10 protein-coding genes are annotated in these 14,268 nt (G+C 60.7%); all 10 read right to left on the bottom strand.

What is annotated here, in order from left to right:
• Positions 1 to 52: 52 nt before the first annotated feature.
• Positions 53 to 721: a tRNA (adenosine(37)-N6)-threonylcarbamoyltransferase complex dimerization subunit type 1 TsaB gene (gene tsaB, locus OK142_RS18985; RefSeq protein WP_498684574.1), complete on the bottom strand. Its 669-nt coding sequence runs from the start codon at positions 719 to 721 to the stop codon at positions 53 to 55.
• Between the two features lie 22 nt (positions 722 to 743).
• A complete protein-coding gene (locus tag OK142_RS18980; protein ID WP_003493531.1) occupies positions 744 to 1,307 on the bottom strand; it encodes a NifU family protein in 564 nt (187 codons plus the stop codon).
• Between the two features lie 144 nt (positions 1,308 to 1,451).
• On the bottom strand, positions 1,452 to 1,943 hold the full coding sequence (locus tag OK142_RS18975; RefSeq protein WP_003493529.1) for a universal stress protein: 492 nt from the start codon (positions 1,941 to 1,943) through the stop codon (positions 1,452 to 1,454).
• Between the two features lie 114 nt (positions 1,944 to 2,057).
• Entirely contained in the window at positions 2,058 to 3,122 is a 1,065-nt protein-coding gene (trpS, locus tag OK142_RS18970; protein ID WP_082183600.1) for a tryptophan--tRNA ligase, read from the bottom strand.
• A gap of 103 nt (positions 3,123 to 3,225) precedes the next feature.
• A complete protein-coding gene (locus OK142_RS18965; RefSeq protein ID WP_444759783.1) occupies positions 3,226 to 3,630 on the bottom strand; it encodes a VOC family protein in 405 nt (134 codons plus the stop codon).
• Positions 3,630 to 5,219, bottom strand: coding sequence for a murein biosynthesis integral membrane protein MurJ (gene murJ, locus OK142_RS18960; RefSeq protein ID WP_498684573.1), 1,590 nt, complete (start codon positions 5,217 to 5,219; stop codon positions 3,630 to 3,632). The genes OK142_RS18965 and murJ overlap by 1 nt, the downstream gene beginning before the upstream one ends.
• A gap of 4 nt (positions 5,220 to 5,223) precedes the next feature.
• Positions 5,224 to 8,052 (bottom strand): [protein-PII] uridylyltransferase, encoded by a 2,829-nt coding sequence (locus tag OK142_RS18955; RefSeq protein ID WP_498684572.1) that lies wholly within the window; start codon positions 8,050 to 8,052, stop codon positions 5,224 to 5,226.
• Positions 8,053 to 8,148: 96 nt separating this feature from the next.
• Positions 8,149 to 10,800 carry a DNA mismatch repair protein MutS gene (gene mutS, locus OK142_RS18950; RefSeq protein WP_498684632.1) on the bottom strand — a complete coding sequence of 884 codons (2,652 nt, stop codon included), beginning with the start codon at positions 10,798 to 10,800 and terminating at the stop codon, positions 8,149 to 8,151.
• A gap of 191 nt (positions 10,801 to 10,991) precedes the next feature.
• Positions 10,992 to 11,873, bottom strand: a complete 882-nt coding sequence (gene olsB / locus OK142_RS18945) for a l-ornithine N(alpha)-acyltransferase (RefSeq protein WP_003493518.1) — start codon at positions 11,871 to 11,873, stop codon at positions 10,992 to 10,994.
• A gap of 94 nt (positions 11,874 to 11,967) precedes the next feature.
• Complete coding sequence (locus OK142_RS18940; protein WP_498684570.1) at positions 11,968 to 14,217, bottom strand: hybrid sensor histidine kinase/response regulator; 2,250 nt, start codon at positions 14,215 to 14,217, stop codon at positions 11,968 to 11,970.
• Between the last annotated feature and the right edge of the window lie 51 nt (positions 14,218 to 14,268).

Genomic DNA, 14,268 nt, shown 5'->3' with positions numbered 1-14,268 from the left:
AACAGCAATCGGGCATCACAGGAATCATTGGCACGTATTGACGAATGCCCTATCAGGCAACGTCCTGGCGTGCCAGCGCAAAACCGGTTTGCGGGCGGGCATCCGGCCCCCGCAGATAAAGCGGGGCGGGTTTCTTCTGGCCCGCCGGCTTGCGTGCGCCGACGCGCGCAACGGTGGCGATCGGGAAGTGATCCGGCCCGGAGCCCGCCTCCGATCCTGCAAAAAGAGGGGCGGCGGAACCGATAATGACGCCGCCGAAACCCGAGAGAACCGATTTGGCATCGTCCAGCGACAGGAGTACCGCCTCGCCAAGCGGCGATTCATCCACTGCAAATATCTGGAGATAGGTTTCGCCGCGTTTGGCATCCAGCCCGACAGCGACAGGCCGACCGGGATTCTCCAACAGATGGTGCAAGGCGAGTGTCTCAAGCGTGGTCACGCCCACGGCCTCAATGCCGAGCGACAATGCAAAACCACGCGCGGCGGCGACGCCGACGCGGATACCGGTGAAGGAGCCTGGACCGATCGTCACCGCTATGCGCTCCACCTTTTGCAGCGGCAGATGCGCCTGCTGCAAGGCACCGTCGATCACGGCCATCAGCCGCTCGGCATGTCCCTTGCCGATCGTTTCGCATATTTCTCCAAGCACCGTGTCGGAGGCACTGTCATAAACGCAGGCAGAACAGTCCACGCCTGATGTGTCGAGTGAAAGAACAATCATGGCGTGGCCTGGCTTAGAAATGTCATACCGCTTCGACTTCGCGCACTTCCGGCACGAAATGGCGAAGCAGGTTCTGAACGCCATGCTTCAGCGTGGCCGTGGAGGACGGGCAACCCGAGCAGGCACCCTTCATGTTCAGGAACACCGTGCCGTCGCGGAAGCCGCGGAAGGTGATGTCGCCGCCATCCTGCGCCACAGCGGGGCGAACGCGGGTATCCAGCAGTTCCTTGATGGTGGCGACGATGGTTTCGTCACCCTCTTCGAAGAACTCACCTTCTTCATCCGACACTTCGGCGGCAATCGCGGTGCCCATGATCGGGCGGCCGGACATGAAATGTTCCATGATCGAGCCCAGAATGGCGGGCTTCAGGTGCTGCCATTCAGCGCCATCCTTGGTGACGGTGATGAAATCGAAGCCGAAATAAACGCCGGTGACACCTGGAATGGTGAAAAGGCGCTCTGCCAGCGGCGAGGCCTGCGCCTGTGCGGGGTTGAGGAACTCCGCCGTGCCGCTTTCCAGCACCACCTTTCCGGGCAGGAACTTCAGCGTCGTGGGGTTCGGCGTGGCTTCCGTCTGAATGAACATCGTCTTCTCCTTCGAGGTCGCCGTTCACGCCCCGTAATTTAGAATTCTTCCAAAAAATACGCCCGGCGAAGCTTCACTTCAAGCCCTGACATGATAATTACATTCAAGAAATCGTCAGCCCCTAGATCTTGCCCCAAGATCAGATCAGCAGAGTGCGTCGATTTCCTCATCCGTCAGCGTATCCGGCAACACGGTGACGGGGATCGGGAAGGCTGCACCGCGCCCGGCGATGGAGGAAACGAGCGGTCCCGGCCCTTCCTTCGTCGAACCCGCCGCCAGCACCAGAATCGCGATATCGCGGTCTTCCTCGATCAGCCCATGGATCTGCTCGGTGGCGCTACCTTCGCGGATCACGGCTTCCGGCTCGATGCCGATTGTTTCACGCACCTTCTGGGCGATCTTGGCGAGCGTGGCTTCTGCTTCCTCGCGCGCTTCTGCCCGCATGATCTGCTCGACACCCAGCCATTGCTGGAAATCGCCTTCCGGTATCACATAGAGCAGAACCAGCCCGCCATTGGAGTTCTTGGCGCGACGACCGGCGTAGTGCACGGCCCTTTCGCATTCCGGTGTGTCATCGATAACAGCGAGAAACTTGCGACGATGCCCTTCCAGACGCGACAGCCGTGTTGAAACCATTCCGCACTCCCTCAATCCGCCGTGATCCGAGAAACCGCCCGACGGTTCGGGCGGAGATTATATCAAATCACGGCAGGCGCAAACCGCCTGCCGTTGTTCGCAGGCGGTGCGTGGTCAGCGCAGGAAGCCGATGATGTCGCGCACCTCGTTCATCGTCTTCTCAGCGATCGCGCGAGCCCGTTCGCCACCCTGGCTGAGGATGGCATCGATATGGGTCGGGTCGTCGAGAAGGCGACGCATCTCATTGTTCACAGGCGCCAGCACATTGACGGCAAGCTCAACGAGAGCCGGCTTGAAGGCCGAGAACTGCTGCCCGCCGAATTCGGAAAGAACATCCGCCTTCGTCTTGTCGGAGAGCGCGGCATAGATGCCAACGAGGTTTTCAGCCTCGGGCCGTCCCTTCAGGCCTTCGACTTCGCTCGGCAACGCATCCGGATCCGTCTTTGCCTTCTTGATCTTTCTGGAGATGGCATCGACATCGTCCATCAGGTTGATGCGCGACAGGTCGGATGGATCGGACTTCGACATCTTCTTGGTGCCGTCCTTCAACGACATCACGCGCGGAGCCGGACCGCCGATCAGCGGCTCCACCATTGGGAAATAGGCATGCACCGGCTCGTCACCCACCGTGATGTCGAGCCCGAGACCCGCCTTGCGGATATGGTCGCCGAAATCGATGTTGAATTTCTGGGCGATGTCGCGGGCGAGTTCCAGATGCTGTTTCTGGTCGTCGCCAACGGGCACGTGGGTAGCGCGATAAACGAGAATGTCGGCGGCCATCAGGCTCGGATAGGCCAGCAGACCGAGCGAGACCTGCTCGGCATTCTTGCCGGACTTGTCCTTGAACTGCGTCATGCGCTCCATCCAGCCGATGCGCGCCACGCAGTTGAAGACCCATGCCAGTTCCGCATGCTGCGGCACGGCCGACTGGTTGAAGACGATATGCTTTACGGGGTCGATGCCCGACGCGATGAAGGCGGCGGCGATGGAGCGGGTCTGCGCCTTCAGGTCTGAGTGAACGAGCTGGGCGGTGATGGCGTGCATATCGACCACGCAATAGATGCAGTCGTTATCTTCCTGCAGCGCCACGAACTTGCGGATCGCGCCGAGATAATTGCCGAGATGCAGATTGCCGGTCGGCTGGACGCCCGAGAAAACCAGCGGCTTGAATGCGTTCATTGTCGTCCTCGAAAAGGCTTGTGGAGGGCCCCGCCCCATGGTTGGATTTGCACGCGCGCTTATGCACCCGCAGCCCCTCGCAATCAAGCGATTTCAGGGCATCTTAGCCGCGCGGTTCCAGAAGATCCCAGCGATTTCCATAAGGGTCGGAAAAGACTGCGACAGAACCGTAAACCTCATGGCGCGGTTCTTCCAGAAAGCGCACGCCGCGCGCAAGCATGGTCTCATAGTCGCTTTGGAAATTGTCGGTGTGGAGGAAAAATCCGACCCTTCCACCCGTCTGGTTGCCGACGGCAAACCGCTGTGGTTCACCATCCGCCTGGGCAAGCAGCAGGGCGCCGCCTTCAGTCCCTTGCGGCTTCACCACCACCCACCGCTTGCCATCGCCAAGCGGTTGATCGGAAAGGCACTCGAACCCGAGAGCCTCGCAATAAAATGCCTTTGCCCGGTCGTAATCATCCACAACAAGGGTGACGAGAGCGATGCGCCGGTTTTCAGCAAAGGACATCAGCCAGCCTCCGTTTCGACGCTCTTCTTGCCGCGCTTGCGGATGGCTCTCTTCACCATGCCGATATCAGCACCGCCGGACACGAAGGCGAGCACGAAATAGACCAGCATGGCTGCGAAGACGAGAGCCATGATCGTTCCTGCCCGCACAAAAATCGACGAGGCGGAAGACAGCTCGAAGCTCAGATAGGTCAGCGCATAGTGCACGAAGCCGGCCATGAGTGCAGAGGCCAGAAGCAATCGCGGAATGCGGGTCAGCAGCGGAATATCCACCTGCCAGTGCCCGCGCCACAGGAGCATGCCGAACAGCAGGGCGGCATTCACCCAGCCGGCGGTTATTTCAGCGATGGCGATGCCCGGACCGCCAAGGCGCGGGAAAAGCGTCAGCGCGAGCGAGACGTTCACCACCACGGAAATTGCCGCAAAGATCATCGGCGTGCGGGTGTCTTCGCGGGCGAAGAAACCGGGAATAAATGCTTTTATCAACACGAAAGCCGGCAAGCCAAGACCGTATATGCCGAGGATCTGCGCAACGGTGATGGTGGCCGAAGGCGAGAAATTGCCGCGCTCGTAGAGAAAACGCACGATGGGCTCGGCCATGACGAGAAGAGCGGCCGCTGCGGGCAATGTCAGGAACAGCACGAATTCGACCGAACGGTTCTGCAGGCTTCCCGCCTCGACCATATGTCCGCCGCGCAAAGCCCGCGCCAGTTCCGGCAGAAGCACGGTAGCGACGGCGATGCCGACGACACCGAGCGGTAGCTGGTAAATCCGGTCCGCATAGGCGAGCGAGGAGATCACACCTTCGCCGGCAGAGGCGATATTGGTGTTGATCAGGAGATTGATCTGGGTGATGCCGCCGGTTATCGCCGCCGGCAGGGCGAGGACCAGAAGCCGCTGGACGTTCTTCGTCAGCCTGGGCCTGCGCAAACCGATCCGCATGCCGGCATTGCGCACCGCGATCCAGACGATGGCAAGCTGCACCAGACCCGCCACCATCACCCCCCAGGACAGGGCAAAGCCCACCTGCAGAGGGTCGTAGTTCTTCCACCATGCCAAGGCGAGCACGCCGATAAGGATGATGTTGAGGAAAACCGGCGCGATAGCCGCTGCGAAATAACGGTGCAGCGAATTCAGCATGCCGCCCATCATCGCCGCCAGCGACATGCAGGCGAGATAGGGGAACATGATGGTGGCGAGACGGACGGTGTTGTCGAACTTCACCGGGTCTTCCAGAAAGCCCGGCGCAATCACGGTGCGCACGATGAACGGCATCGACAGTTCCATCAGGATCGTCAGGGCCAGAAGCACGGTAAAGAGAACGCCGAAAACCTCTTCGGAAAAGCGTCTTGCGCCTTCCATGCCATTCGCCTCGATTTCCTTGGCGAAAAGCGGCACGAAGGCCGAGTTGAACGCACCTTCGGCAAAGAGACGCCGGAAGGTGTTCGGGAAACGGAAGGCGGCGTTGAAGGCATCGGCCACCGGGCCCGTGCCAACGGCGGCCGCCATCAGGGTCTCGCGGACAAAACCGAAGATGCGGCTGCCGAGCGTGGCCGTGCCGACGGTGGCGAACTTGCCGATCAGGCTCATGATCTCAAGCCTTTGCCGTGCGCGCAGCCGGCAGCGCCGCCACGTCTGGGTGGGCGATGATGCCGTTCGGCATGCGGTCGCGCAATTCGTCTTCCTGCTCGCTCATCACGGCCTTGAGGCGCATGGCAATGCTGGCCTGCCGGTTGTCGTTCGTCACCTTCTGGCCGAAGAGATCCGTCACATAGAAGGTGTCGATGACCTTTTCGCCGAAGGTGGTGATGCGCGCGGAATGAATATCCAGCGACAGATCGGCGATCACTGCCGTCATATCCGCAAGAAGTCCGGGCCGGTCGAGGCACTCGACCTCGATGACGGTGAACTTGTTCGAAAGCCCGTTGGAAATGATGACGGAGGGCGGAATGGTGAAGGCGCTTTTCTTCCTGCGGCTCTTGGTGCGGGTAGCGATCATTTCCGGCAGGCGCTGTTTGCCGGACAGAACCTCCTCGATGAGTTTGCCGACATTGTTGCCGCGTCGTGTCTCATCCTCGTCGATCGGGAACTCGCGGTTGATCAGGATCGTATCCAATGCACGCCCGTCGGATGTGGTGAAGATCTGCGCGTCGGCGATGTTGGCGCCGGCCGCCGCACAAGCGCCGGTGATGATCGACAGCAGGCGCGGATGGTCGGGCGCCAGCACGGTGATTTCGGTGATGGCGTGGAAGGAATGCGTGCGCACCATGGTCGACAGCGCCTTTTCCTGCTTGTCGGCCTCGCGCATGAAGCGGGTGTGGCGCACCTGATCTTCCAGCGCGACCGTCAGCAGATAGGGCTCATAATGCAGCTTTGTGTATTTGCGCCGCGCCTTCTGGCCCCAGTCGTCGAGCGCATCGTAAAGCGCCTGGCGGGCAATCTGCGCCCGTTCCTTGCGGGATACTTCAGAGAAGCCGCCTGACAGCAGCAGTTCCGTCTCGTAATAAAGCGAGCGCAGCAGCTGCCCTTTCCAGCCGTTCCAGACGCCCGGACCGACCGCGCGGATATCGCAGACCGTGAGGATCAGCAGCATCTTCAGCCGCTCCATGGACTGCACCTTGTCGGCGAAATCGGTGATGGTCTTGCGGTCATGCAGATCGCGCGTCTGAGCGACCATGGACATCAGAAGGTGCTGCTCGATCAGCCAGACGACGGTTTCCGTCTGCTTGCCGGTCAGCCGAAAACGCTGGCAGAGCTTGCGAGCCACGCGCGCGCCGGCAATCGAGTGGTCTTCCTGCCGACCTTTGGCGACATCGTGCAGCAGGACGGCGACATAAAGCGCCTCGCGCTCCTCAACGCTCGGCATCAGCTGGTTGGCGAGCGGATGGGCATCGACGGCCGTGCCCTTGTCCACTTCCGAGAGCACGCCGACGGAGCGGATCAGATGTTCATCCACGGTATAGTGATGATACATGTTGAACTGCATCATCGCGACGATCTTGCCGAATTCGGGGATGAACTTGCCGAGCACACCGGCCTCGTTCATGCGTCTCAGCGTCAAGGCCGGATCGCGCCGCGACGTGAGGATCGACAGGAAAAGCCGGTTCGCCTCATCGTTTTCGCGTAGCTCGTCATTGATGAGCGACAGAGAGCGGGTGACCACACGCAACGCATCGGGATGCAGTTCGAGATTGTTGATATCCGCGATATGGAAAAGTCGGATCAGGTTGACCGGATCGTTCTTGAAGACGTCAGGCTTGGCAAGCGCAATGCGCCCCCGATCTTCCACGAATTCCACCGAACCTGGAATCTTGCGGACGCGATGGGCGAAGCGGCTGAGAACCCCCGACAGGCCCGGCACGTCCTTCGCCTGCCGATCTTCCAGTGCGGCGCACACGATGCGCGTCAGGTCGCCCACATCCTTCGCCACGAGGAAATAGTGCTTCATGAAACGCTCGACGGCGGAAAGGCCCGGGCGCGGCTGATAATTCAGGGCATCGGCAATCTCACGCTGGATGTCGAAGGAAAGACGTTCCTCCGCCTTGCCGGTGATGAAATGCATCTGGCAGCGTACGGCCCAGAGAAAATCATCGGCCTTTTCGAACAGCCTGAGTTCGCGCCGCGACAGGACGCCAAGCTTGACGAGATCGGCGGTATCGCGCACGTGGTAATAATATTTGGCGATCCAGAACAGCGTGTGCAGGTCGCGCAGACCGCCCTTGCCTTCCTTGACGTTCGGCTCCACCAGATAGCGCGTATCGCCCGCCTTGCGGTGGCGCTGGTCACGCTCGGCGAGCTTGGCGGCGATGAATTCCGGGCCGGTGCCGGTGACGACTTCCGACTCGAAACGCTTCTCGAGATCGTCGGTCAGAGATTCCTTGCCGCAGATCGCCCTCACTTCCAGAATGGCGGTGCGGATCGTCATATCGGATTTGGACAGGCGGATAGACTCATCCACCGTGCGGGTGGCATGGCCGACCTTGAAGCCGAGATCCCAGAGGAGATAAAGCACGAACTCCACGGCCTTGTGCATATCCGGCGTGTTCTTGGCCGGCAGCAGGAACAGGAGGTCGATATCCGATCCCGGCGCCAGCGTGCCACGACCATAACCGCCGACCGCCGCGACGGCGATCTGCGGCGCGTCTTTCGGATAGACATATTGGCAGGTCAGATCATAAAGCGTCTCGATCAGCCGGTCCTGAAGCCAGGAGATGCGTCTGGCGCAATCGATGCCGCCACCCTCGGATTTCAGCAGCTCGCGTGCTTTTTCCCGGCCTTCCGTGCTGGCCTTGCGAAAGATCGGCAGCAGATCGGATCTGACATCGGCGATGCGCTTGCCGTCTTCCTTGAAGATGATGTCGCATTCGCGCTTCAGCGCCGATACATCGAGAATTGCGGAAAAATCCAGGTCCTTGATGGCCATCTATGCCGGTATCCATGTCCTGTGGGAAATCCCACCGCTTGCGATGGGAGTGTCCTATAGCGAGTTTCAAAGGCGATGGACAGGCAGTCTATCCTCTTAAGCCTTGCCAAGTTCTTTCTTTAACGCATAGAGCGCGTCCAATGCCTCACGCGGCGTCATTTCGTCCGGGTTGAACCCCTTTAGAGCTTCTTCCACCTTCGATGGTCCAGCCTTGCGGGTTTCCTCACGGCGAACCGCGATCTGGAACAGCGGCAGATCGTCGATCAGCTGGCTGGCCGGGTTCTTGCGATCGGCGTCTTCTAGCTTCGTCAGCACTTCGCGGGCGCGCTCGACCACCGATGCCGGCAAGCCCGCAAGCCGCGCCACCTGGATGCCGTAAGAGCGGTCCGCAGCACCCGGTCCGACCTCGTGCAGGAAGATGACGTCGCCTTCCCACTCCTTCACCCGCATCGTGGCATTGGAAAGGCGGCCGAGTTTTTCCGACAGCACCGTCAATTCGTGGAAATGGGTGGCGAAGAGACCCCGGCAGCGATTGACCTCGTGCAGATGCTCGACCGCCGCCCAGGCGATGGAAAGACCGTCAAACGTCGCTGTGCCACGGCCGATCTCATCCAGAATGACCAGCGAGCGATCCGTCGCCTGATTGAGAATGGCGGCGGTTTCCACCATTTCCACCATGAAGGTCGAGCGACCGCGCGCCAGATCGTCCGATGCGCCAACACGGGAAAACAGCCGGTCGACGACGCCGATATGCGCGGCTTCTGCCGGGACGAAGGAGCCGATCTGCGCAAGGATGGCGATCAGCGCATTCTGGCGCAGGAAGGTCGACTTACCGCCCATGTTCGGGCCGGTGAGCAGCCAGATCGCACCGTTCTTGCCGCCCTCGGTAGCCGACAGATCGCAATTATTGGCGATGAACGGTCCCGCCGACTGGCGTCGCAGGGCCTGTTCCACCACCGGATGACGCCCGCCGCGGATCGCAAAGGTCACGGAGGCATCGACGATCGGTCGGCAATAGGCCTGCTCCGTGGCCAGATAGGCAAGGCTGGAGGCGACATCGATGGTGGCAAGTACCGCCGCGCCGGCCTTGATCGCTTCCGCCTGCTGCACCACGGCCTCGACCATGCGCGCGAAGGCCTCCAGCTCCATCGTCAAAGCCTGTGCGGCGGCATTGGCGATGCGGCTTTCGAGATCGGCAAGCTCGGTGGTGGTGAAGCGCATGGCGCCCGCCATGGTCTGGCGATGGATGAAACGCGCCTTGGCCTCATCCGTCGCCATCATCACATCGGCGTTGCCCGCCGTCACCTCGATGAAATAACCCAGCACGTTGTTGTGCTTGATCTTCAGCGACTTGATGCCGGTCTCATCGGCGTATTTCAATTGCAGACCGGCGATCACACGACGCGACTGGTCGCGTAGCGCCCGCACCTCGTCGAGTTCAGGGTTGGCGCCTTCGCGCAGAAAACCGCCCTCGCGCTTCAGAAGCGGCAGATCGTCAGCCAGCATCGAGCCGAGCATCGCCTCAAGAGCGCCCGGCAGGGCTTTCAAATCCTTGAGAGCCATCGCCAGCTCATCCGGCAGCAGCCCATCATCAAGAATGGCTGCAATTTTTTCGGCCGAAACCAGTCCCTGCCTGATAGCGCCGAGATCACGCGGGCCACCGCGTTCCAGCGCCAGACGTGAAAGTGCGCGTGGCATGTCCGCGACATGTTTCAGGGCGTCGCGCAGGCCATCGCAGAGGGAGACGTCATCGATGAGATAGGCGATGGCGTCGAGGCGGGCGTTTATCTTTTCCGGGTCGGTCAAGGGCGACATCAGCCGCTCGGCCAGAAGCCGCGCACCGCCGCCCGTTACCGTGCGGTTCAAGGCATGCAGCAGCGATCCGTCCCTGTCGCCGGAGAGCGTCTTCACCAGTTCAAGATTGGCGCGGGTAGCGGGATCGATGAAAAGAGTCGAAGCCGCACTTTCACGCTCCGGTGCGCCGAGAGGCGGGCGCTCGGCGATCTGGGTCTTTTCGACATAGGCCACGGCTGCCGCGGCTGCGGCCATTTCCACGCGTGAAAACGTGCCGAAACCATCCAGCGTCGAGACGTTGAAATAACGCGCGATGCGCCCTTCCGCCGTGGCGCTGTCGAAGAGGATGGCCGGTTGCGGCACGGCCACACGGCCCAGCACGTCGAAGACTGGCGTCAGCTCTTCGTCGTGAAACAGGCTGTCGGCAACGATCAGCTCGCGCGGGTCGATACGCCAGATATCGGCGAGAAGCCGTGTCAGCGTCGTCTCCGCCAGACGGAAGACGCCGGTGGAAATATCGATCCAGGCCAGCGCGAACTGCGCCTCGGCGCTGCCGCGAATGCGGGCAAGCGCCATCAGATAGTTGGATTCCGTCGGTGAGAGCAGTTTTTCTTCGGTCAGGGTGCCGGGCGTGACAAGCCGCACCACATCACGCCTGACCACGGATTTCGAACCGCGCTTCTTTGCCTCGGCGGGGTCTTCCACCTGCTCGCAGACAGCGACGCGATAACCGCGCAGGATGAGCTTCTGCAAATAATCATCGGCCGCATGAACCGGAACACCGCACATCGGGATATCGTGCCCCATATGCTGGCCGCGTTTCGTCAGCGTAATGCCCAGTGAACGGGAGGCTTCGACCGCATCTTCAAAGAACAATTCGTAAAAATCGCCCATGCGGTAGAACAGCAGCGAACCGGGATTGTTCGCCTTGATCTCGATATATTGCTCCATCATTGGAGTGGCCGAAGCGCGGCTCTCCTCCGTAATCAGGGAAGCGGTGGTCAAAACGTCCGTCAATGGCTTGCCGATGTCATGTCGTGTTGCGGAAAAGGAGCGCCGACACTAGCGGTAATGTCAGCCCCGACACAACACGCGCGGGACCGCTGCCCACAGGAACATCCCGCCCCGCCCGCGTCAAAACCCGGTCAGCCGTTGATGCGCTCGGGCTCGCCGCCATAATAGCTGATGTAACGGCCGGCGATGGACGATACCGGCAGGACCACGAGGACGTCGGTGGTGTTGAAGGCATGATCGACGACCGCGCCGGAGCCGAACATGGCGCCAAGGCGCATATAGCCCTTGATCAGTGGCGGCATGGCATTCAGCGCCTTGCGGGCGTTCAGCGCCTCGGCCGGCACGAGGTCCATCTCATGGTAAAGCTCGGGAAGCGCAGACGCCGCCCACTCGCCCTTCGCGACGCAATTATGGTGCAAGAAGGACAGCGCAAGCGCGTGGGCTTCCGGCTGCACGCCGGGGAAGGAGGCGCAACCGATCATGGCGTCCATGCGGTGTTTCACGGCATAGGCCCAGTTGCCCTGCCACAGAAGCTCGACCGTGCGCTTGGTGCGATATTCCGGCAGCACGCAGGAGCGGCCAAGCTCCATGAAACGCTTGCCCGGATGGCGTGCGACCAGTCCGGCGATATCAAATTCGCTTGCGGAATAAAAACCGTTATTGGCGAGTGCCGTTTCCTGACGCAGCAGACGGTAGGTGCCGACGATCTGGTCTTCGCTGTCGCCTTCAATCGCCTTGTCGAGCACGAGCAGATGGTCGCAGACACTGTCCCAGGCATCGATATCGCGCTTGCGGCGCATCGCTTCTGCCGGAAGGCGCGCCTTCATTTCCTCGACAAAGACCCGGTAACGCACGGATTGTGCGGCATCGATCTCACGCTCATTTCTTGCGAGCCGTGTTTCAAGTGTGCCGATACGACCGAAAAGACCCTCATTATCCTGCACAGTCTCAGGACGGGGGTGAATGACAACATTGTTTTCACAAATGTCGTGATTGAGTATTTCGGCAACCATGGGGAATCGCTCCGCCACCAAAGAATTTTCCTGTCATAAATCACTAATTGACGACAGAATAGTGACAAAATGCAGCCAGATCGAGTCTGTTAAATTATGATGGCAACAGGCGTTTCGCCTCCAGCAGGCGGCGGATTTCCTCGACCAGCCGCCTTGGGTCGGCAGGCTTGGTCAAAACCTTCGCCGCACCGGCCTTCAGCAGGATTTCGGCGGTCGCGGCGCTTGCATCGCCGCTCAGCACGATAACGGGAATATTTCCCTCACCCTTCAGCGTCAGGAGAAGGTCAGGCAACACCTCAAGCCCCTCGCCACCCGGCATATTGAGATCGGAGATGATGAGGTGCGGCAGGTGGGGCACCCCCGGTGCCACCGACTGAAGCAACGCCTGAAAATCGTCAATGGTGCGGACGATAAAGCCGCTTTTTTCCAGCACGGCGCGGATGATGCGCGCATTGACGGCGTCGTCCTCGGCTACGAGGATATCAATGCCGCTTGCCCCTTCGCTCACCCGCGACGAAAATCCCACATCGGGGTGGTTGTCGTTGATGGCATCGCGCCGCTCTATTCCACGCAGGCGACCGCACAGGACGTCGATCAGTGACTTTTCCCGCAGCGGCCGGATCAGCCACGCATCAAAGGACACATGCATCGTCGAAGGCCGCTCTTCGGGACTGACCATAAGCGTGCGACGAACATTCTGTTGTGGCCACTCCTTCAAATCGTCCCTGAAGAGAGCGGAAATGCGCTGATCGACGATGATATCGGTGAGGCCGGCGGTTGCGCCGTCCATCTTGTCCTTCAGCCTTTGCAGATCCTCCGGCTGATGGATGAGAGTACATTTGCCGCCGAAAGCCTCTATCGCCTCCATCGTCACCGCTGCCGCCACGCCCTTCGGGGCGATGAGCAGGACATTTGTGTGCTGAAGGCAATGACGCCGGCCCTGGTCCGGCATTCCGGCAGGCGCGCTGCCGGGGCGGAAGGCGAGCGAGAAGGTGCTGCCCTTGCCCTTGCGGCTCGACACGGTGAGGCTGCCGCCGAATTCCCGCACGATGCGGGCGGAAATGGCAAGACCGAGCCCGGTGCCTGCACTTCTCTGCGACATGGGGCCAGCCTGCTCGAACTCACCGAAAATACGGGCCTGCTCCGCCGCACTCATGCCCGGGCCGGTATCTTCGACGGTGATCAGCAATTCACCCTCGACCATGCGCGCCCGGATGACGACTCCGCCTTCCCGGGTGAATTTGACGGCGTTTCCAAGCAGGTTGAACAGGACCTGACGCAGCCTTGCCGGATCGAAATCCAGATAATCTGGCACATCGGGCGTGACGAAGGAGGTGATTTCGATGCCCTTTTCATGGGCGCGATGCGCCAGCATCTCGACAATGCTCTCGATCAGCCGCCGCAGGTTTTCCGCACGCGGATTGAGCTTGAAACGGCCCGCCTCCATGGTCGAATAGTCCAGCAGGTCCTCGACCAGCTGCACAAGCGACTGGCCGGACTGTTTCATGCCATCGAGATAATTCCGCTGCTCTTCATTGAGCTTCGTCTGCGACAGAAGATGGTTCATGCCAAGCATGCCTGACAGCGGCAGGCGGATTTCGTGGCTTACGGTGGCCAGCAGCCGCGCTTTTTCGGCATCGGCCTTTTCGGCGCGCAACCGGGCGTCCTCCCTTTCGCCAAGCGCCAGACGCTCTTCGGTCACGTCCCTGGCGATGCTGCTGATGAGAAGACGGCTGCTTGCGAGATCGCGGGTCACGGCATCATGCCAGGAGAAAATCCGCTGCCCGAAAGGGGTCGCGATTTCCACGTCATAAACGTGAGCCTTGCCGCCCGGCCGGAAAGCAATGCCTATTTCCTCGCAGCTCAGCCCTTCGGGAGCAGAACACCCCGTCATTTCGCGAAAGACGGTGTTCGCCTCGACGATACGCCGGTCCATATTGCGGATCACGACTATATCGCCCATGGCTTCCTGCATCCCGGCAATCAGCGAACGGTTCTGCGTTTGCCGCAGACGGACATCCGAGAAATCGGCTGGCAGTTCGTCGGAAAAAGGTGAAGATTTGCTGAACAGCGCGTAGAACAGAAGACCGACGAGCACGGCGGCGAAGAAGGATGCCAGCGCGACAGTGACCGCATAGGGCACCGCAAGCGCAATCAGGGCCGCAGAGAACGCACCCACCGACAATGAAACGGCGACATGGAGGGCGATCGACCTGGCGTCGACCTCATGGCGCTCAATGGCTTTGTGAGATGTGGTGTCGGCACGATCCGCCGGCTGCGCTGCCGGGGCAGCCAGGCCGAGGCCATCTGAAACTCTTTCCCGAAGTCTTGCCGGTTCGCTCATAGACAACCGCTACCACGGCAGCGGTTTTGATATGTTTTGTTGAAACCCTAA

This window comes from Agrobacterium sp. BT-220-3, assembly GCF_025910175.1.
In the GTDB taxonomy this organism is placed as follows: domain Bacteria; phylum Pseudomonadota; class Alphaproteobacteria; order Rhizobiales; family Rhizobiaceae; genus Agrobacterium; species Agrobacterium oryzihabitans.
This window is presented reverse-complemented; position numbering and strand designations above follow the sequence as displayed.